This is a genomic window from Modestobacter sp. VKM Ac-2978, from assembly GCF_026968025.1.
Lineage (GTDB): Bacteria > Actinomycetota > Actinomycetes > Mycobacteriales > Geodermatophilaceae > Modestobacter.
Window position 1 is genome coordinate 461,398 of sequence record NZ_JAPVBP010000004.1, and the last position, 14,215, is coordinate 475,612.

Sequence of the window (14,215 nt, forward strand, 5' to 3'; positions counted from 1 at the left end):
AATGGTCCCAGGGGTCGCCGCGTCACCCGCCGGGCGGGTCGGTGGGGGTGCGTCCGTCAGGGCAGGGCGGCGCGGGTGCGGGCGGCGACGTCGAACAGGTCGCCGTGCTCGGCCACCCGGGTCAGGACGTCGTCGGTGCGGAAGCGGACCGACTCCGGGTCGCCGCCCTCGCGCAGCGCGTCGACCTCGGCCCAGCGCAGCGGGGTGGAGACGGTGGCGAACGGCCGGGCGCGCAACGAGTACGGCGCGACCGTCGTCTTCGCGGTGTTGTTCTGGCTCCAGTCGACCAGCACCTTGCCCGGCCGCAGCGCCTTCTCCATCCGCCAGACGACCTCCTCCGGCGTCTGCCCGGTCAGCTCCTGGGCCAGCGCCTTGGCGTACCGGCTGGGGTGCTCCTTGTCCGCGCACTCGATCGGGGCGTAGACCTGCAGCCCCTTGGACCCCGAGGTCTTCACCACCGGGTCGAGCCCGTCGGCGACCAGCCGCTCGCGCAGCCGGTGCGCCACCTGCGCGCACTCGACCACCCCGGTGCCCGGGCCCGGGTCCAGGTCGAGCACCAGCAGGTCGGGCAGCTGTGCCGTCCCGGCCTCGTCCACCTGCCACTGCGGCACGTGCACCTCCAGCGCCGCCAGGTTCGCCGACCAGACCAGGTCGGGGACGGCGGAGAGCAGCACCATGTCCAACGTCTCCCGGCCCCGCGAGGACCCGGGCGAGGGGACGGTCACCGTCTGCACCCACTCCGGGGCGTGCCGGGCGTTGTTCTTCTCGAAGAAGGCCTGCCCGTCGACGCCGTTCGGCCACCGGGTGAAGGTGACCGGCCGGTGCGCCACGTGCGTCAGGAGCACCGGCGCGATCCGCACGTAGTAGTCGATGACCTGGGCCTTGGTGAAGGCCACCTCGGGGAAGAGCACCTTGTCCAGGTTGGAGACCTCCAGCTGGCGGCCTTCGATCTGCACCCGCTGCCTCACGGCTCGACCACCACGTCGGCCGGCGCCTGGTCCGCGCGCAGCCCGCGCCAGGACGGGTGCCGCAACCGGCCCTCGCGGGTCCACTCGGTGAAGACCACCTCGCCGACCAGCGTCGGCTCGACCCAGTGCGCGTCCCGGGTCACCTCGCGGGGCAGCGCATCGGCGAACGGCGCGGACGCCCGCGGGGTGAGCAGCGGCTCGAGGTCGGCCAGCGCCCTCGCGGTGAAGCCGGTGCCCACGTGCCCGGCGAAGACCAGGCGGCCGTCCTCGTCGTGCACCCCGAGCAGCAGGGAGCCGATGCCGCCGGCCCGCCGCCCGGCCCCCGGACGCCAGCCACCCACGACGACCGACTGGGTGCGGAAGTTCTTGACCTTGCGCCAGTCCGGCCCGCGACCACCCGGCCGGTAGACCGAGTCCAGCCGCTTGGCGACGACGCCCTCCAGCCCGTTCTCCCGGCTGGCCCCCTGCACCTGCTGCCCCACCCCGGCGGCGTCGCCGCGGAACCAGGGGGTGGTCACCCAGCGGTCCGAGCCCAGGCCGAGTGCGTCCAGCCGGTCGCGGCGGGCGGTGTAGGGCAGCCCGAGCAGGCTCTCGCCGTCCAGTGCCAGCAGGTCGAAGACCAGGTAGCTGACCGGGGCGGTCGCCGCCAGCCTCGCCACCTCCGGCCCGGTGCGGTGCATCCGGCCCTGCAGCAGCCCGAAGTCCGGCCGGCCCCGGGCGTCCAGCGCGACGACCTCGCCGTCGACCACGGCGTCGCGGCCGGCCAGGGCCGCCGGCAGCGGACCGAGCTCGGGGTACCTGGCGGTGACGTCGTTGCCGCTGCGCGCCCGCAGCCGGAGGCGCCCGGAACGCACGTGCGCCAGCGCCCGGACGCCGTCCCACTTGAACTCGTACCCCCAGCGCAGGTCACCCTCGGCGGGCAGGTCGCCGACGGCGGCCAGCATCGGCGGCAGGTCCTCGGGCACGCCGTCAGCGGTGACCACCGGGAGCGGCCGCCCGGCCGGCTCGGCAGCGCGGGTCTGTCCCGGCCCGACCCGGCGGGGGGCCAGCGGTTCGGCGGCGGCCACCCGGGGTCAGGCGGTCTTGCGCGGACGGGCGGCGCGCTTGGCCGGCTTCGCCGGGGCGTCGTCCTCCGCGGCCGCTGCCTTCTTCGGCGCCGCCTTCCGGGCGGGGGCCTTCTTCGCCGGGGTCTTCTCCCCCGCGGCCGCCTTCTTGGCCGGCGCCTTGCGAGCCGTCGCCTTCTCCGCCGGGGCGTCGTCCGCCGCGTCGTCCCCGCCGTCGTCCGACCCGGCGGCCGGTGTGCTGCCGCCGGCCCGCTCGACGCTGCGCCGCAGGGCGCTCATCAGGTCGACCACCGCACCGCCGCCGTCGTCGGCGGCCTCCGGTGCGGCCTGGACCTCACCGCCGCTCTGCTTGGCCTCCAGCAGGGCGGCCATCGCCTCGCGGTAGTCGTCGGTGAACTGGGTCGGGTCGAAGTCCCCGGCCATCGTGGAGATCAGCGACTCGGCCATCGCCAGCTCCTGCGGGCGGACCGGCACCTCCTCGTCCAGGAACGTGAAGGCGGGCCGGCGGATCTCGTCGGGCCAGCGCATGGTGTGCAGCACCAGCACGCCCTCCCGTACGCGCAGTGCCGCCAGCGACTCGCGCTGCCGGATGGCGATCTTGGTGATCGCCACCTGGCCGGCGTTCTCCAGGGCGGTGCGCAGCAGCACGTAGGGGCGGGTCGCGACGCCGTCGGGTTCCAGGTAGTACGTCTTCTCGAAGTGGATCGGGTCGATCTGCTCCTGGTCGACGAACTGGAGCACCTCGATCTCGTGCGTGGTGCCGAGCGGGAGCTGGTCGAAGTCCTCGTCGGTCAGCACGACCAGCTGACCGTCGGGCAGCTCGTAGCCCTTGCCGATGTCGCCGTACTCGACCTCTTCGCCGTCCACGGAGCAGACCCGCTTGTACTTGACCCGGCCACCGTCGGCCTTGTGCACCTGGTGGAAGCGGATGTCGTGGTCCTCGGTGGCCGAGTACAGCTTCACCGCGATGCTGACCAGGCCGAAGGAGACCGCGCCCTTCCAGATCGACCGCACGACTACCTCCTCGCCCCGGGGCCCGCGACCCCGCCTCGACAAGATCAGAGGATAGGTGCCCCGGCGGGTGCGCGGCAGCGCGAGACGGTCACGCACCGCAGCGCACCACCCGGTCGAGGGAGCCTTCGGCCCGCCGGTGTGCGGTCCCGCCGGCTCCGACGGCCACGCAGCGTCACGCCGAGCTCGCGGTCAGACCTCCTGACCGGTCAGGCTCCCGGCCTCCTCGCCGTCGTCGGACCGCAGCCCGCCGTTCTGGATGGCGTCGTAGGCGAACTGCAGGACGTCGGAACCGGCCACCATCGTCATGGTCAGCGCGGCCAGCCGGGTCGCCCGCGGCGCGGTCACGTACCCGAGCACGAAGCCCGTGCCGACCCACTGGGCCATGCAGAACGGGCAGGTCAGCAGCTCCCCCACGGCGTGCTTGACGCCCCCGTGCTCGCGCACCTCCTCGGCGACCTCGGCCTCGCCCGACGTCCCCTGGTAGCTGACGAACGGTGCGCGCACCGGGGCGGTGACCGGGTCCTTGGCGATCCGCCGGGCCAGCCGGAAGGTGCCGACGGTCAGCAGGACCGCGTCCCCGAGGGGGATCCGGCTGGGCAGCTCGCGGCCCGACACCCGGATGGCGGTGGCCGCCGCCCCGACCAGGCCCAGGTAGACGCTCATCGCCCCCAGGTCCGCGGCCAGCGGCCGGGCCTCTCCCTGGGTGTACTCCTCCTGCTGGGTACGGGCCCAGCGGCGGACCGGTCGCCCGAGCCGCTGCACCTCGTCTGTGATCGCCATGCTCGCGGCGGTACCCGCGGCACCCGGTGCCATGCGGCCGGCGGGAGCTGGATCACGCATGCCCGGCAGAGGGTCGGGTAGGGCCGGACCACGACGCCGGTCACCCGACCGGCTCCCCCGTCCACGGACGGACGAGCGCGCCCACCGCCGGGGCGCGCAGAACGGAGGAGCTCCCATGACCGACCCGGACCGCGCCGCCCGCGACTCCGCCCTCAACGACGCCGAGTTCCCCGACGACGAGCGTGGCCTCACCGGCACGGCCGACGGCCCCCGTGGCGACGTCGGCCCCGAGGGTCAGACCGCCCGGGACGTCTTCCCCGAGGACAACGGGATCCCCGAGGTCTCCCAGGACGACAGCCCGACCATGGCCCGCGCCGAGGACCCGGAGTTCGCCCCCGAGCCCGGCGACCGTCAGCACCAGGCCGTGGACTTCGGGACGACGGCACGCGAGCAGGCCGAGGGCGAGTCGCTGAGCGGCCGGCTGGAGCGGGAGGTCCCGGAGGACGCGTCCGACGTGCGCCCGGCCGAGGACCCCGACCGCGCGTTCGCCCAGCTCGACCAGGACGAGGACACCGACCGGCTCAGCGACTCGGGCACCAACCGCACCGGCGACGACGTCGAGGCCTTCGCCGACGCCCCGGTCGGCGGTGAGGGGCCGGAGGAGAGCGCGGTCCACGTCGTCGAGGGCACCTGACCCCAGCCGCAGCGCGTCGGGCCGGCCGCCCCGCCGGCCCGACGCGCGCGGAGTTGGTGCCGCGATCATGACACGACTAGGTTGGGCGCCACGGTTGAGCAGCCAGCCGTGGCCTGCCCGAGAGTTCCTCGGGAGGCGTTCCGGAACCTCGGTGTCCCGGGCCGTGTCGGGCCGGACGGTGTACCGCAGTACATTGTCCGGGCATCCGCGTGCCCGCCAGGCATCGCCGCTGAGAGGAGCTGCAGTCCGTGACCTCATCCGACTCACCCGCCGAGGGCTCGCGCGACGTGTCAGCCCCGGCTGACACGAACGACGCCCCCTTCGACGACGTGATCACCCTGTCGACGTCCACCGACGACGACGGCACGGTCACCGTGACGGTCGTCGGCGAGGTCGACACCTTCACCGCGCCCGTGCTGCGCGCGTCCCTGGACACCCAGCTCGAGCAGCAGCCGACCGCCCTGGTCGTCGACCTGTGCGGTGTCCAGTTCCTCGGCTCCGCCGGCCTCGCCGTGCTCGTCGAGACCCAGAAGTCGGCGCGCTCCCGCGACGTCGGCCTGCGGCTGGTGGCCAACACCCGCGCCGTGACCCGGCCGCTCGAGGTCACCGGCCTCATCGACCTGTTCACGATCGCCGAGAAGGCCTGACCCCAGGCCTGCCGCGACACGACGACAGCGCCCCACCTCTCCGGAGGTGGGGCGCCGTCGTCGTTCGGCCCCGTCGCAGGGGCCCGCGCCGAGCTTGCGAGGCGTGGGGGCGACGGGGTCCTTCGTCAGGCGCTGAGCAGGGAGCAGACCGCCGCCTCGATGGTGCGCTGCGCCGTCCGGTCGTCGGGGGCTCCGGCGGCCTCGGCCAGCGCGCCGGCGACCGTCTCGCCGTGCTCGTACCGGTCGACCACCCGGGGGTCGACGTAGCTGGTCTTGCACACCGTCGGGGTGTTGCCCAGCTGCTCGGAGACCTTGACGTAGGCCTCCCGCACCGCACGCTTGCGTGCCGTCTGGCTGCGCGGGGTGGGGGTCTCGGCCAACGTGGCGGCCATCATCACCGTCGCCGTCCAGGTGCGGAAGTCCTTGGCGGTGATCTCGGCCCCGCTGACCTCCTTGAGGAAGGCGTTGACCTCGTCGCTGGTCACGTCGTGCCAGCTGCCGTCCGCGAGCCGGTAGCCCAGCAGCTCCTGCCCCTCGTCCTCGGGGCGTTCCAGCAGCTGCCGGACGACGGTGGCGGTGGGCCGGTCCAGCAGCTCGACCTCGCGGTCGATGCCGCCCTTGGCGGTGTAGTGGAAGAAGACCCGCTCCCCGCGCACCGACACGTGGTCGCGGCGCAGCGTCGCCAGCCCGTAGGTGCCGTTGTCCTCGGCGTACTGCTCGCTGCCCACCCGGAAGGCGCCGAGGTCGAGCAGCCGGACGGCGCAGGCCAGCACCCGTTCGCGGTTGAGCCCGCGGGTGCGCAGCGCCGCCACCACCTCGTCCCGGACGTCGGGCAGCTGGTGGGATATCTCCAGCACCCGCTCGTGCTTGGCGGCGTCCCGCTTGGCCCGCCACTCGTCGTGGTAGCGGTACTGCCGCCGGCCGGCGGCGTCGGTGCCGACGGCCTGGATGTGGCCGTTGGGCCACGGGCAGATCCAGACGTCCTTCCAGGCGGGCGGGATGGCCAGGGCCCGCAACCGGTCCAGCCGGTCGTCCTTGATCAGCGCCCCGTCCTCGTCCTGGTAGGAGAACCCCTTGCCAGCGCGACGCCGGGTCCAGCCCGGGGCGTGCACGTCACTGCGCCGCAGTCTCACGCCGGAGGGATGTGCACGACCGGGTGGGCTCAAACACGGGTGGTCACCACGTCACCCCACCGGGTGCCGTGGCAGCTCCTCCGGCGGGTGAACGGGGGTTTGCCGTGCGCCCCAGTGGGCAACGCAGCCAGGCGGTCGGTCTACCGTCAAGGGAGCCGGGTCAGGCCCGACACCCGTCGCTGAGCGGCCGCTCGTCGTCCGCGCTCCGGACCGGAGCCGCGGGACGGGCGCGCGAAGACGGACAACCGCGCTCCCGTCCGGGGGTGCGGGGGACGACGAAGGAGCGAACGACGCATGGTCGACACGACGGGCGCCGCCACCGGCGAGCGGCGCACCGAGCGGCTGGAGCTGCGGGTCCCCACCTCGCCGACCCAGCTGCCCGCGGTGCGGGCGATGACCGGTGACCTGGCGATGCGGATGGACTTCGACCTCGACGCGGTCGAGGACCTGCGGCTCGCGGTCGACGAGGCCTGCGCCACGCTGTCCTCCGTCGCCCTGGGGGACGCACCGCTCACGGTCGTCTTCGAGGCCGCCCGCGACGGCCTGCGGATCGACGCCTGGGTGCCGACGGCGACCGGGGTCGACGTCCCGCGCGACGGCTTCGGTTGGGCCGTGCTGCACACCCTGGTCGACACGGTCGAGGCCGGCCCGAGCGACCAGTCGATCGTGGCGGCCGGCGACGGCCGGAGCACACCCGTCGCCTGCATCAGCCTGGTCAAGAAGCTGCGGCGCTACAGCGCGATCGACGCCCTGACCGAGCAGTCCGACCCCGACGTGTCGGTCGCACGGTGACCCGGTCGGCTGCTCCGGACTCCCCGGCTGCCGACGACGCCGTCCTCGGCTCCGGTGAGCCCCTCGGGTCCCCGGCCCCTGCCGCTGACGCCCCTGCGGTCGCCGACACCGCCTCGGAGACCGAGATGACCGACCCCACCGACACCCCGAAGGATGCCCCCACGGAGTCCTCCGCAACGACCCCGGAGCCGGCTGCTGACCCGGTGCCGATGTCGGACAACCGCAAGCGGGCCGAGCGGACCGCACCGCTGTTCGCCGAGCTGGCCACCCTGGACAAGGGCGACCCGCGACGGGAACGACTCCGGGAGATCCTGGTCGAGGAGCACCTGCCGCTGGTCCGGCACTTCGCCCGCCGGTTCAGCAACCGCGGCGAGCCCTTCGACGACCTGCTCCAGGTGGGCACGCTCGGCCTGATCGCCGCCATCGACCGGTTCGACCCGGGTCGTGGGGTGGAGTTCCTCTCCTTCGCCGTGCCGACCATCACCGGCGAGATCAAGCGGCACTTCCGCGACCAGGGCTGGTCGGTGCGCGTGCCGCGGCGGCTGCAGGAGCTGCACCTCTCGCTGAACGCGGCGGTCAGCGAGCTGTCGCAGAAGAACGGCCACGCCCCCACGCCGTCCGAGCTGGCCGAGCACCTCGGCATCCCCCGGGCAGAGGTGCTCGAGGGCCTGGCGGTGGCCAACGCCTACCGCAGCAGCTCGCTGGACGAGCGTCTCTCCGGTGAGGAGGACTCCCCCACCCTCGCGGCGACCCTCGGCGAGGAGGACGCCGCCCTGGAGGGCGTGGAGTACCGCGAGTCACTGCAGCCGCTGCTGGCCACCATCCCGCCGCGTGAGCGCCGCATCCTGATCCTGCGGTTCTTCGGCAACATGACCCAGTCGCAGATCGCTGCGGACATCGGCATCTCCCAGATGCACGTGTCCCGGCTGCTCAGCCAGACCCTGGCCAAGCTCCGCGAGGGCCTGCTCAAGGACTGATGAAGGACCCCGTCCTCCTCACCCCCTCGCAAGCTCGGGGGCGAGCCTCTGGACGGGGCCGTGAACGCCGATGGCCCAGAACTCGAGGAGTTCTGGGCCATCGGCGTTCATCGGGTCAGCCCGGGGGCAGCTCGAGCGGGTCGTCGTCCGCGGAGCGGTTGCGCGGGTCGGCGGCCGGGCCGCTCTCCTGCACGTCCTGCTTGACCTGTGACAGCGGCGGCGGCTTGGGGATCTGCGGCGCCGTCTCCCCCGCCGCGTCGGCGATGCTGGACAGCGAGATCTTGGCCTCGGGCTGCTCGGCGGCCGGCGGCAGGTTCGAGTCGAACCAGTTGCTGGTGTCCAGGGACGACGCCGGCGCCTGGCTCGCGCCCTGGGCGCCGGAGGACGCGTCGACGTCCAGCCAGCTGCGCTGCCCCTCACCGTCGTCGCCACCACCCAGCTTGGACAGCCCCTCCAGCGCCTTGCTGAACTCGCTGGGCACGATCCACATCTTGTTGGCGTCGCCCTGCGCGATCTTCGGCAGCGTCTGCAGGTACTGGTAGGCCAGCAGGCCCTGGTCGGGCTTGCCGTCGTGGATGGCCTGGAACACCGTCTCGATGCTCTTCGCCTGCCCCTGCGCCTGCAGGAACAGCGCGGCGCGCTCACCCTCGGCCCGCAGGATCCGGCTCTGCCGCTCGGCCTCGGCGTCGAGGATCGCGGCCTGCTTCTTCCCCTCCGCGGAGAGGATCGAGGCGGCCTTCTGGCCCTCGGCCGTGGTGATCGCCGACTGCCGCTGCCCCTCGGCGGTGAGGATGACCGCGCGCTTGTCGCGGTCGGCGCGCATCTGCTTCTCCATGGAGTCCTGGATGGACGGCGGCGGGTCGATCGCCTTGATCTCCACCCGGGCGACCCGCAGGCCCCACGGGCCGGTGGTGCCGTCGAGCACGGTGCGCAGCTGGGAGTTGATGCCGTCCCGGCCGGTCAGCGCACCTTCGAGATTCAGCCCACCGACCACGTTGCGCAGCGTCGTGGTCGTGAGCTGCTCCATGCCGGTGATGTAGTTGGCGATCCCGTAGACCGCCAGGCGCGGGTCGGTGACCTGGAAGTAGACGACGGTGTCGATGCCGACCTGCAGGTTGTCGGCGGTGATGACCGGCTGCGGCGGGAAGGAGATGACCTGCTCGCGCAGGTCGATCGTCGCGCGCACCCGGTCGACGAACGGCACGAGCAGCGCCAGCCCGGGCGAGAGGGTGCGGCTGTACCGGCCCAGGCGTTCGACCACCTTCGCCTGCGCCTGCGGGACGATCGTCACGCTCTTGGCCAGTACGAAGGCCACCAGCACGGCGATCACGATCAGAGCGATCAGGGCGGGTTCCACGAGGGCGGTGCTCCGTTCCTAGGAGTGGTGCGTCGATCTGATCTTGCCCCGTCCGGCGCCACCTGAGGACCCCTGGGGGCTCCCGGTCACCCGGACGTCGACTCAGAGATGGCTGACGTAGGCGACCGGTCCCTCGATCTGCACGATCCGCACCTCGGCGCCGACGTCGTAGGCCTCGTCGTCGAGCTGGGTGCGCGCGGTCCACTCGTCGTCGCCCAGCCGGATCCGGCCGGCGGTGTTGTCGACGCGCTGGCTGACCACGGCCTCGCGGCCGACGTAGGTCGCGACGCCGTCGATCTGCTCGGGGGTGCGGTCGACCAGGTGCCGCTTGGCGACGGGCCGGACGAGGACCAGCAGCCCGGCCGAGACGACGATGAACGCGATCACCTGGAGGAGCAGGTCCCCACCCAGCAGGGCCACGCCCATGCCGCCGAGCGCGCCGCCGGCGAACATCAGCAGGACCAGGTCCAGGCTGGCGACCTCACCGGCCGCGAACAGGCCTGAGGCGATCAACCAGAGCAACCAGGCGGGCACGCTCCCGAGTCTGGCACGCGAACGCGTCATCCGGTCGCCGTCCCACGCCTGCACGGCCCACGGGACCACACCCACGGGACATGGCCGGTCGGTCGGGCGGCGGCCGGTGGCGCGGCCGTCGTAGCCTCGTTCACCGTGCACGACATCGCCGCCGGCCGGTTCGCCGTCTGGGCCACCGCCTGGCTCACCGGCCGCAGTTCCTACGACGAGGCACTCGACGTCCTGCTGGGCGAGACGGCCCACCGGGTCGTCGGGTTGCCCGGCACCGACGAGGCGGTACCGCTGGGCTGGGCGCTGAGCGCGCTACGGGGCCTGGGCGAGGAACGGCTGCGGCTGGTGCTGCCGGTGCCCGGTGACACCCGGGGCCTGCCGGCGGTACCAGGACTGGTGGCGCTCGGCCTGGAGGCCGGGCAGGCTGCCGTCGGCACCCGGCTCGCCCTGGTCCCCGAGGCGCTGGGGCCCGAGGCGGTCTCCTGGACGGCGGTGTCCCTCGACGGCGCCCCGCCCCTGGCACCGCCGGTGGAGGGCAACCTGCGGGCGGTCTCCGGTGCGCTGGACCTCGCCGTCGGCGACTCCGCCCGCACGCTCGCCGCGCTGGACCTCGCCCGGTGGAACCCCGAGGTGCCCGGGCTGCTGGCCGGGCTGGCCCGGACCGTGCACGCACCCGGGCTGCCGGCCGACCACGATCCGGTGGCGCTGTCGGTGCTCGGCCGGGCCCAGCGGTTGTCCCAGGTGCTGGACCTGGCGATGGCCGACGCGCCCGGGGCCGCGGTTACCCACGCCCAGGCAGCGGCCCGCGACGAGGCCCTGCGCCCGCTGGCGACCGCCGTCCGCGAGGCGACGGTCGCCGCCTACAACTGGGTGCCGCGGGGCTGAGCCGCGGCGCTCACGCGCCGTCCCACCGGCTCCTGCGCTGCCGCGCAGGGCCGCTTTGCACGCTCTCCGTGCGCTGTGCCCGCGCCGCAGCACGGGCGATGCGCACGGAGAGCGTGCAGAGCGGGCATCAGGCCGCTGGGCGGGCCGGGCGCTGGACGAAGCAGCAGGACGCCGGGCAGTTGGTGCCCAGCCGGGGCTCGCCGCCCGCCCGGCGCTCGACCAGCAGGTCCCGCAGCGAGGCGACGAACGCCGGGTGCGTGCCCGCGGTCGCCGCCCGGGCGAAGGCCAGGCCCAGTTCGCCGGCGGTCTCCTCGGCCTCGTTGTCCAGGTCCCAGATGACCTCGAGGTGGTCGGAGATGAAGCCGATCGGGAAGACGACGACGGCGGTCTCCCCCGACTCCGCCAGCGCCCGCAGGTGGTCGTTGACGTCGGGCTCCAGCCACGGCACCGACGGCGGCCCGCTGCGGCTCTGCCACACCAGGTCGACGTCGCGCCCCGGCGCCGCCGCCTCGACGACCAGCTGGGCGGCCTGCTGCAGCTCGGCCTCGTAGGCGCCCCCGCCCGGCCCGGCCACCGCGGCCATCGCGTTCGGGATGCTGTGCGCGGTGGCCACCAGCCGCGCCGTGCCGCGGACCTCCTCGGGCAGCGAGGCGATCGCGGCGGCCAGCGCCTCGGCGTTGGCCTGCACGAACCCGGGGGCGTCGAAGTAGTGCGGCAGCTTCTCCGCCGTCGGGCCGGTCGGCGCGGACGGGTCGAGCTCCAGCGCGACCCGGGCCCGGGCGACGTCCTCGTGGTACTGCCGGCACCCGGAGAACGAGGCGTAGGCCGAGGTGGCGAGCACGTAGGCGTGCTCGATGCCGTCGTCGGCCATCTGCCGCCAGGCGTCCTCGACGTAGGGCGCCCAGTTGCGGTTGCCCCAGTAGACCGGCAGGTCGATGCCGGCGCCGGTGAGCTCGGCCTCGAGCGCGGCGACCAGCGCCTTGTTCTGGTCGTTGATCGGGCTCACGCCGCCGAAGTGGTGGTAGTGCTCGGCGACTGCCTCCAGCCGCTCGGGCGGGATGCCCCGGCCGCGGGTGACGTTGAGCAGGAACGGCATGACGTCGTCAGTGCCCTCCGGGCCACCGAAGCCGAGCACCAGCAGCGCCTCACGGCGCCCGGCCGGCGCCGGCGTGCGTGCCGGCTCGACGCCGCCGTTGTTGCGGACCGCGAGCGACGGGGACTCGTCGGGCTGCTGGTCGGGAGGGGTGATGGAGGCCCCGGCGGGGAGCGGGTGCCGGGGGCGAGCGAGGTCGGTCACCGGACCGTCATACCCCCACGGCGTGGAAGCCGCCGTCGACGTGCACGATCTCACCCGTCGTGGCCGGGAACCAGTCCGACAGCAGCGCGGTGACGGCCTTGCCGGCCGGCTCGGTGTCGGTGACCGACCAGCCCAGCGGGGCGCGACCCTCCCAGGCCTCCTCGAACTGAGCGCTGCCCGGGATCGACTTCATCGCCATGGTGCGCAGCGGGCCGGCCGCCACCAGGTTGACCCGGACGCCCTCAGGGCCCAGCTCCCGGGCCAGGTACCGGGACGTCGACTCCAGGGCCGCCTTCGCCGCGCCCATCCAGCCGTAGACCGGCCAGGCGACGGTGGCGTCGAAGGTCAGGCCGACCACCGAGGCGGTGTCGCCGAACAGCGGGCGGCAGGCCTGGGTCAGCGAGGCCAGGGACCAGGACGAGACCTGGAACGCCGTCGCCGCGTGCTCCCACGCGACCTCGGGGAACCCCTCGCCCATCGCCTCCTGCGGCGCGAAGCCGATGGAGTGCACCACGCCGTCCAGGCCGTCGACGTGCTCGCGCAGCCGGTCGGCCAGCGTCGCCAGGTGCTCGGTGTTCGTCACGTCCAGCTCGACCACCGCCGCCTCCTGCGGCAGCCGCTTGGCGATCCGCTGGCAGAGCGACAGGGCTCGGCCGAAGTTGGACAGGACGACGGTGGCGCCCTGCTCCTGCGCGAGACGCGCGACCGAGAACGCGATCGACTGCTCGGTCAGCACGCCGGCGACCAGGATCTTCTTGCCGTCCAGAATGCCCATCAGTGTCCCATCCCCAGTCCGCCGTCGACCGGGACGACCGCCCCGGTGATGTACCCCGCCTGCTCGCCCGCCAGGAAGCGGACGACGCCGGCGATCTCCTCTGCCTCGGCGAGCCGCCCCAGCGGCACCTGCCCGAGGATCTCCTGCTGCCGCTTCTCGGGCAGCTCCGCGGTCATGTCGGTCGACACGAACCCCGGCGCGACCACGTTGGCGGTGATGTTGCGGCCGCCCAGCTCGCGGGCGATGGAACGGGCGAGCCCGACCAGGCCGGACTTGCTCGCCGCGTAGTTGACCTGCCCGGCCGAGCCGAGCAGCCCGACGACCGAGGAGATGAAGATCATCCGCCCGGCGCGGGCGCGCACCATCTTCGGCGCCGCCCGCTTGGCGACCCGGTAGGCGGCGGTGAGGTTGGCGTCGATGACGTCGGTGAACGCGTCCTCGCCCATCCGCAGCAGCAGCCCGTCCCGGGTGATGCCGGCGTTGCTGACCAGGACCTCGACGGGCCCCTGGTGCTCCTCGACCTCGGTGAAGGCGCGGTCGACGGCGGCGGCGTCGGTGACGTCGCACTGCACCCCGAAGAGCCCCTCCGGGGCGCCACTGCCGCGGTGGGTCACCGCCACCGAGTCACCCGCCTCGGCGAACGAGCGGGCGATGGCCAGCCCGATCCCGCGGTTCCCACCGGTCACCAGCACCGACCTGCCCACTGCGCCCACCTCATCGAACCGACCGTGCACTTCGTCGTGGTGAACCTAGTCGGTGGGCTCACGTCACATCGGACGAGCCCTGACGTCGATCCCGCCGCACACTGGCCGGGTGACGTCGTCCCCGACGGGCCCGCGCGGCCTGGTCCGGCTGCTGAACACCGCCGACGGGCGTGCCCTGTGCCTGGCCGGCGCGGTGGACGCCGACGTCGTGGCGGCCTTCCAGCGCCGCTACGGCCGCGAACCGGTGCGGGTGGACGTGATCGACGCCGGGTCGGTGACCGCACTGTCCGGAGCCGCCCTGGAGCTCGTCCGTGACCACCTCGACGTCGCCGCGCTCGGCGGGCGGACGGTCACGCTCCGGCGGTCCCCCGCCTTCGGCCGGCTGCTCCAGCAGACCTGAGCCGCGCGGCCCGCGCAGCAGTGCTGGTCGGGCGCCAAGCCGCGCGCCGCAGCGGCCGGTGACCCGATCAGGTCACCGGCCGCTGCGCCGTGCGGGACCCCGTGCCGGGGCCGGTCCTGCTAGTCGAGGTAGTCGCGCAGGACCTGGGAGCGGCTGGGGTGGCGCAGCTTGGACATCGTCTTGGACTCGATCTGGCGGATCCG

At 73.9% G+C, this 14,215-nt stretch carries 16 protein-coding genes; 6 read left to right on the plus strand and 10 right to left on the minus strand.

Annotated elements, in window-relative coordinates:
* Window positions 1-56 precede the first annotated feature (56 nt).
* The 4 genes from ligD (O2W53_RS13200) to O2W53_RS13215 all read right to left on the minus strand — a co-directional run bounded on the left by ligD (O2W53_RS13200) (window position 57) and on the right by O2W53_RS13215 (window position 3,826).
* Complete coding sequence (gene ligD / locus O2W53_RS13200; RefSeq protein WP_269163498.1) at window positions 57-968, minus strand: non-homologous end-joining DNA ligase; 912 nt, start codon at window positions 966-968, stop codon at window positions 57-59.
* Window positions 965-2,035: a non-homologous end-joining DNA ligase gene (gene ligD / locus O2W53_RS13205; RefSeq protein ID WP_269163499.1), complete on the minus strand. Its 1,071-nt coding sequence runs from the start codon at window positions 2,033-2,035 to the stop codon at window positions 965-967. Before ligD (O2W53_RS13205) ends, ligD (O2W53_RS13200) begins: the two co-directional genes overlap by 4 nt.
* Window positions 2,036-2,041: 6 nt before the next feature.
* Window positions 2,042-3,046, minus strand: a complete 1,005-nt coding sequence (gene ku, locus O2W53_RS13210) for a non-homologous end joining protein Ku (RefSeq protein WP_269163500.1) — start codon at window positions 3,044-3,046, stop codon at window positions 2,042-2,044.
* 189 nt (window positions 3,047-3,235) lie between these two features.
* Window positions 3,236-3,826, minus strand: coding sequence for a DUF1360 domain-containing protein (locus O2W53_RS13215; protein ID WP_269163501.1), 591 nt, complete (start codon window positions 3,824-3,826; stop codon window positions 3,236-3,238).
* 175 nt (window positions 3,827-4,001) lie between these two features.
* Between O2W53_RS13215 and O2W53_RS13220 the strand changes: the two genes are divergently transcribed.
* Both O2W53_RS13220 and O2W53_RS13225 read left to right on the plus strand, forming a co-directional pair.
* Window positions 4,002-4,520, plus strand: a complete 519-nt coding sequence (locus tag O2W53_RS13220; protein WP_269163502.1) for a hypothetical protein — start codon at window positions 4,002-4,004, stop codon at window positions 4,518-4,520.
* 248 nt (window positions 4,521-4,768) lie between these two features.
* Window positions 4,769-5,167, plus strand: coding sequence for an STAS domain-containing protein (locus O2W53_RS13225; protein ID WP_036338397.1), 399 nt, complete (start codon window positions 4,769-4,771; stop codon window positions 5,165-5,167).
* A 125-nt stretch (window positions 5,168-5,292) separates the two neighbouring features.
* Here O2W53_RS13225 and O2W53_RS13230 read toward each other — a convergent pair whose 3' ends face one another.
* Entirely contained in the window at window positions 5,293-6,300 is a 1,008-nt protein-coding gene (locus O2W53_RS13230) for a DNA topoisomerase IB (protein ID WP_269163503.1), read from the minus strand.
* Window positions 6,301-6,594: 294 nt separating this feature from the next.
* Between O2W53_RS13230 and O2W53_RS13235 the strand changes: the two genes are divergently transcribed.
* Window positions 6,595-7,092: an ATP-binding protein gene (locus tag O2W53_RS13235; protein WP_269163504.1), complete on the plus strand. Its 498-nt coding sequence runs from the start codon at window positions 6,595-6,597 to the stop codon at window positions 7,090-7,092.
* Between the two features lie 125 nt (window positions 7,093-7,217).
* Complete coding sequence (locus tag O2W53_RS13240; protein WP_269163505.1) at window positions 7,218-8,069, plus strand: RNA polymerase sigma factor SigF; 852 nt, start codon at window positions 7,218-7,220, stop codon at window positions 8,067-8,069.
* Between the two features lie 115 nt (window positions 8,070-8,184).
* Here O2W53_RS13240 and O2W53_RS13245 read toward each other — a convergent pair whose 3' ends face one another.
* Window positions 8,185-9,426 (minus strand): SPFH domain-containing protein, encoded by a 1,242-nt coding sequence (locus tag O2W53_RS13245; RefSeq protein ID WP_269163506.1) that lies wholly within the window; start codon window positions 9,424-9,426, stop codon window positions 8,185-8,187.
* Window positions 9,427-9,528: 102 nt separating this feature from the next.
* Window positions 9,529-9,960: an NfeD family protein gene (locus O2W53_RS13250; RefSeq protein ID WP_269163507.1), complete on the minus strand. Its 432-nt coding sequence runs from the start codon at window positions 9,958-9,960 to the stop codon at window positions 9,529-9,531.
* Window positions 9,961-10,095: 135 nt separating this feature from the next.
* On the opposite strand from O2W53_RS13250, the gene O2W53_RS13255 reads away from it, so the two are divergent.
* Entirely contained in the window at window positions 10,096-10,836 is a 741-nt protein-coding gene (locus tag O2W53_RS13255; protein WP_269163508.1) for a hypothetical protein, read from the plus strand.
* A 127-nt stretch (window positions 10,837-10,963) separates the two neighbouring features.
* Here O2W53_RS13255 and O2W53_RS13260 read toward each other — a convergent pair whose 3' ends face one another.
* From O2W53_RS13260 to fabG, 3 genes are read right to left on the minus strand one after another with little or no spacing between them, the layout of a single operon-like run.
* The gene (locus tag O2W53_RS13260) at window positions 10,964-12,133 is read right to left on the minus strand and encodes a ferrochelatase (RefSeq protein WP_269163509.1); all 1,170 of its coding nucleotides are present in this window, start codon (window positions 12,131-12,133) and stop codon (window positions 10,964-10,966) included.
* A 7-nt stretch (window positions 12,134-12,140) separates the two neighbouring features.
* Window positions 12,141-12,908: an enoyl-ACP reductase FabI gene (gene fabI / locus O2W53_RS13265; protein WP_229681909.1), complete on the minus strand. Its 768-nt coding sequence runs from the start codon at window positions 12,906-12,908 to the stop codon at window positions 12,141-12,143.
* Window positions 12,908-13,612 (minus strand): beta-ketoacyl-ACP reductase, encoded by a 705-nt coding sequence (gene fabG, locus O2W53_RS13270; protein WP_269163510.1) that lies wholly within the window; start codon window positions 13,610-13,612, stop codon window positions 12,908-12,910. Before fabG ends, fabI begins: the two co-directional genes overlap by 1 nt.
* A 109-nt stretch (window positions 13,613-13,721) precedes the next feature.
* On the opposite strand from fabG, the gene O2W53_RS13275 reads away from it, so the two are divergent.
* A complete protein-coding gene (locus O2W53_RS13275; protein ID WP_269163511.1) occupies window positions 13,722-14,012 on the plus strand; it encodes a hypothetical protein in 291 nt (96 codons plus the stop codon).
* Window positions 14,013-14,215: the final 203 nt, after the last annotated feature.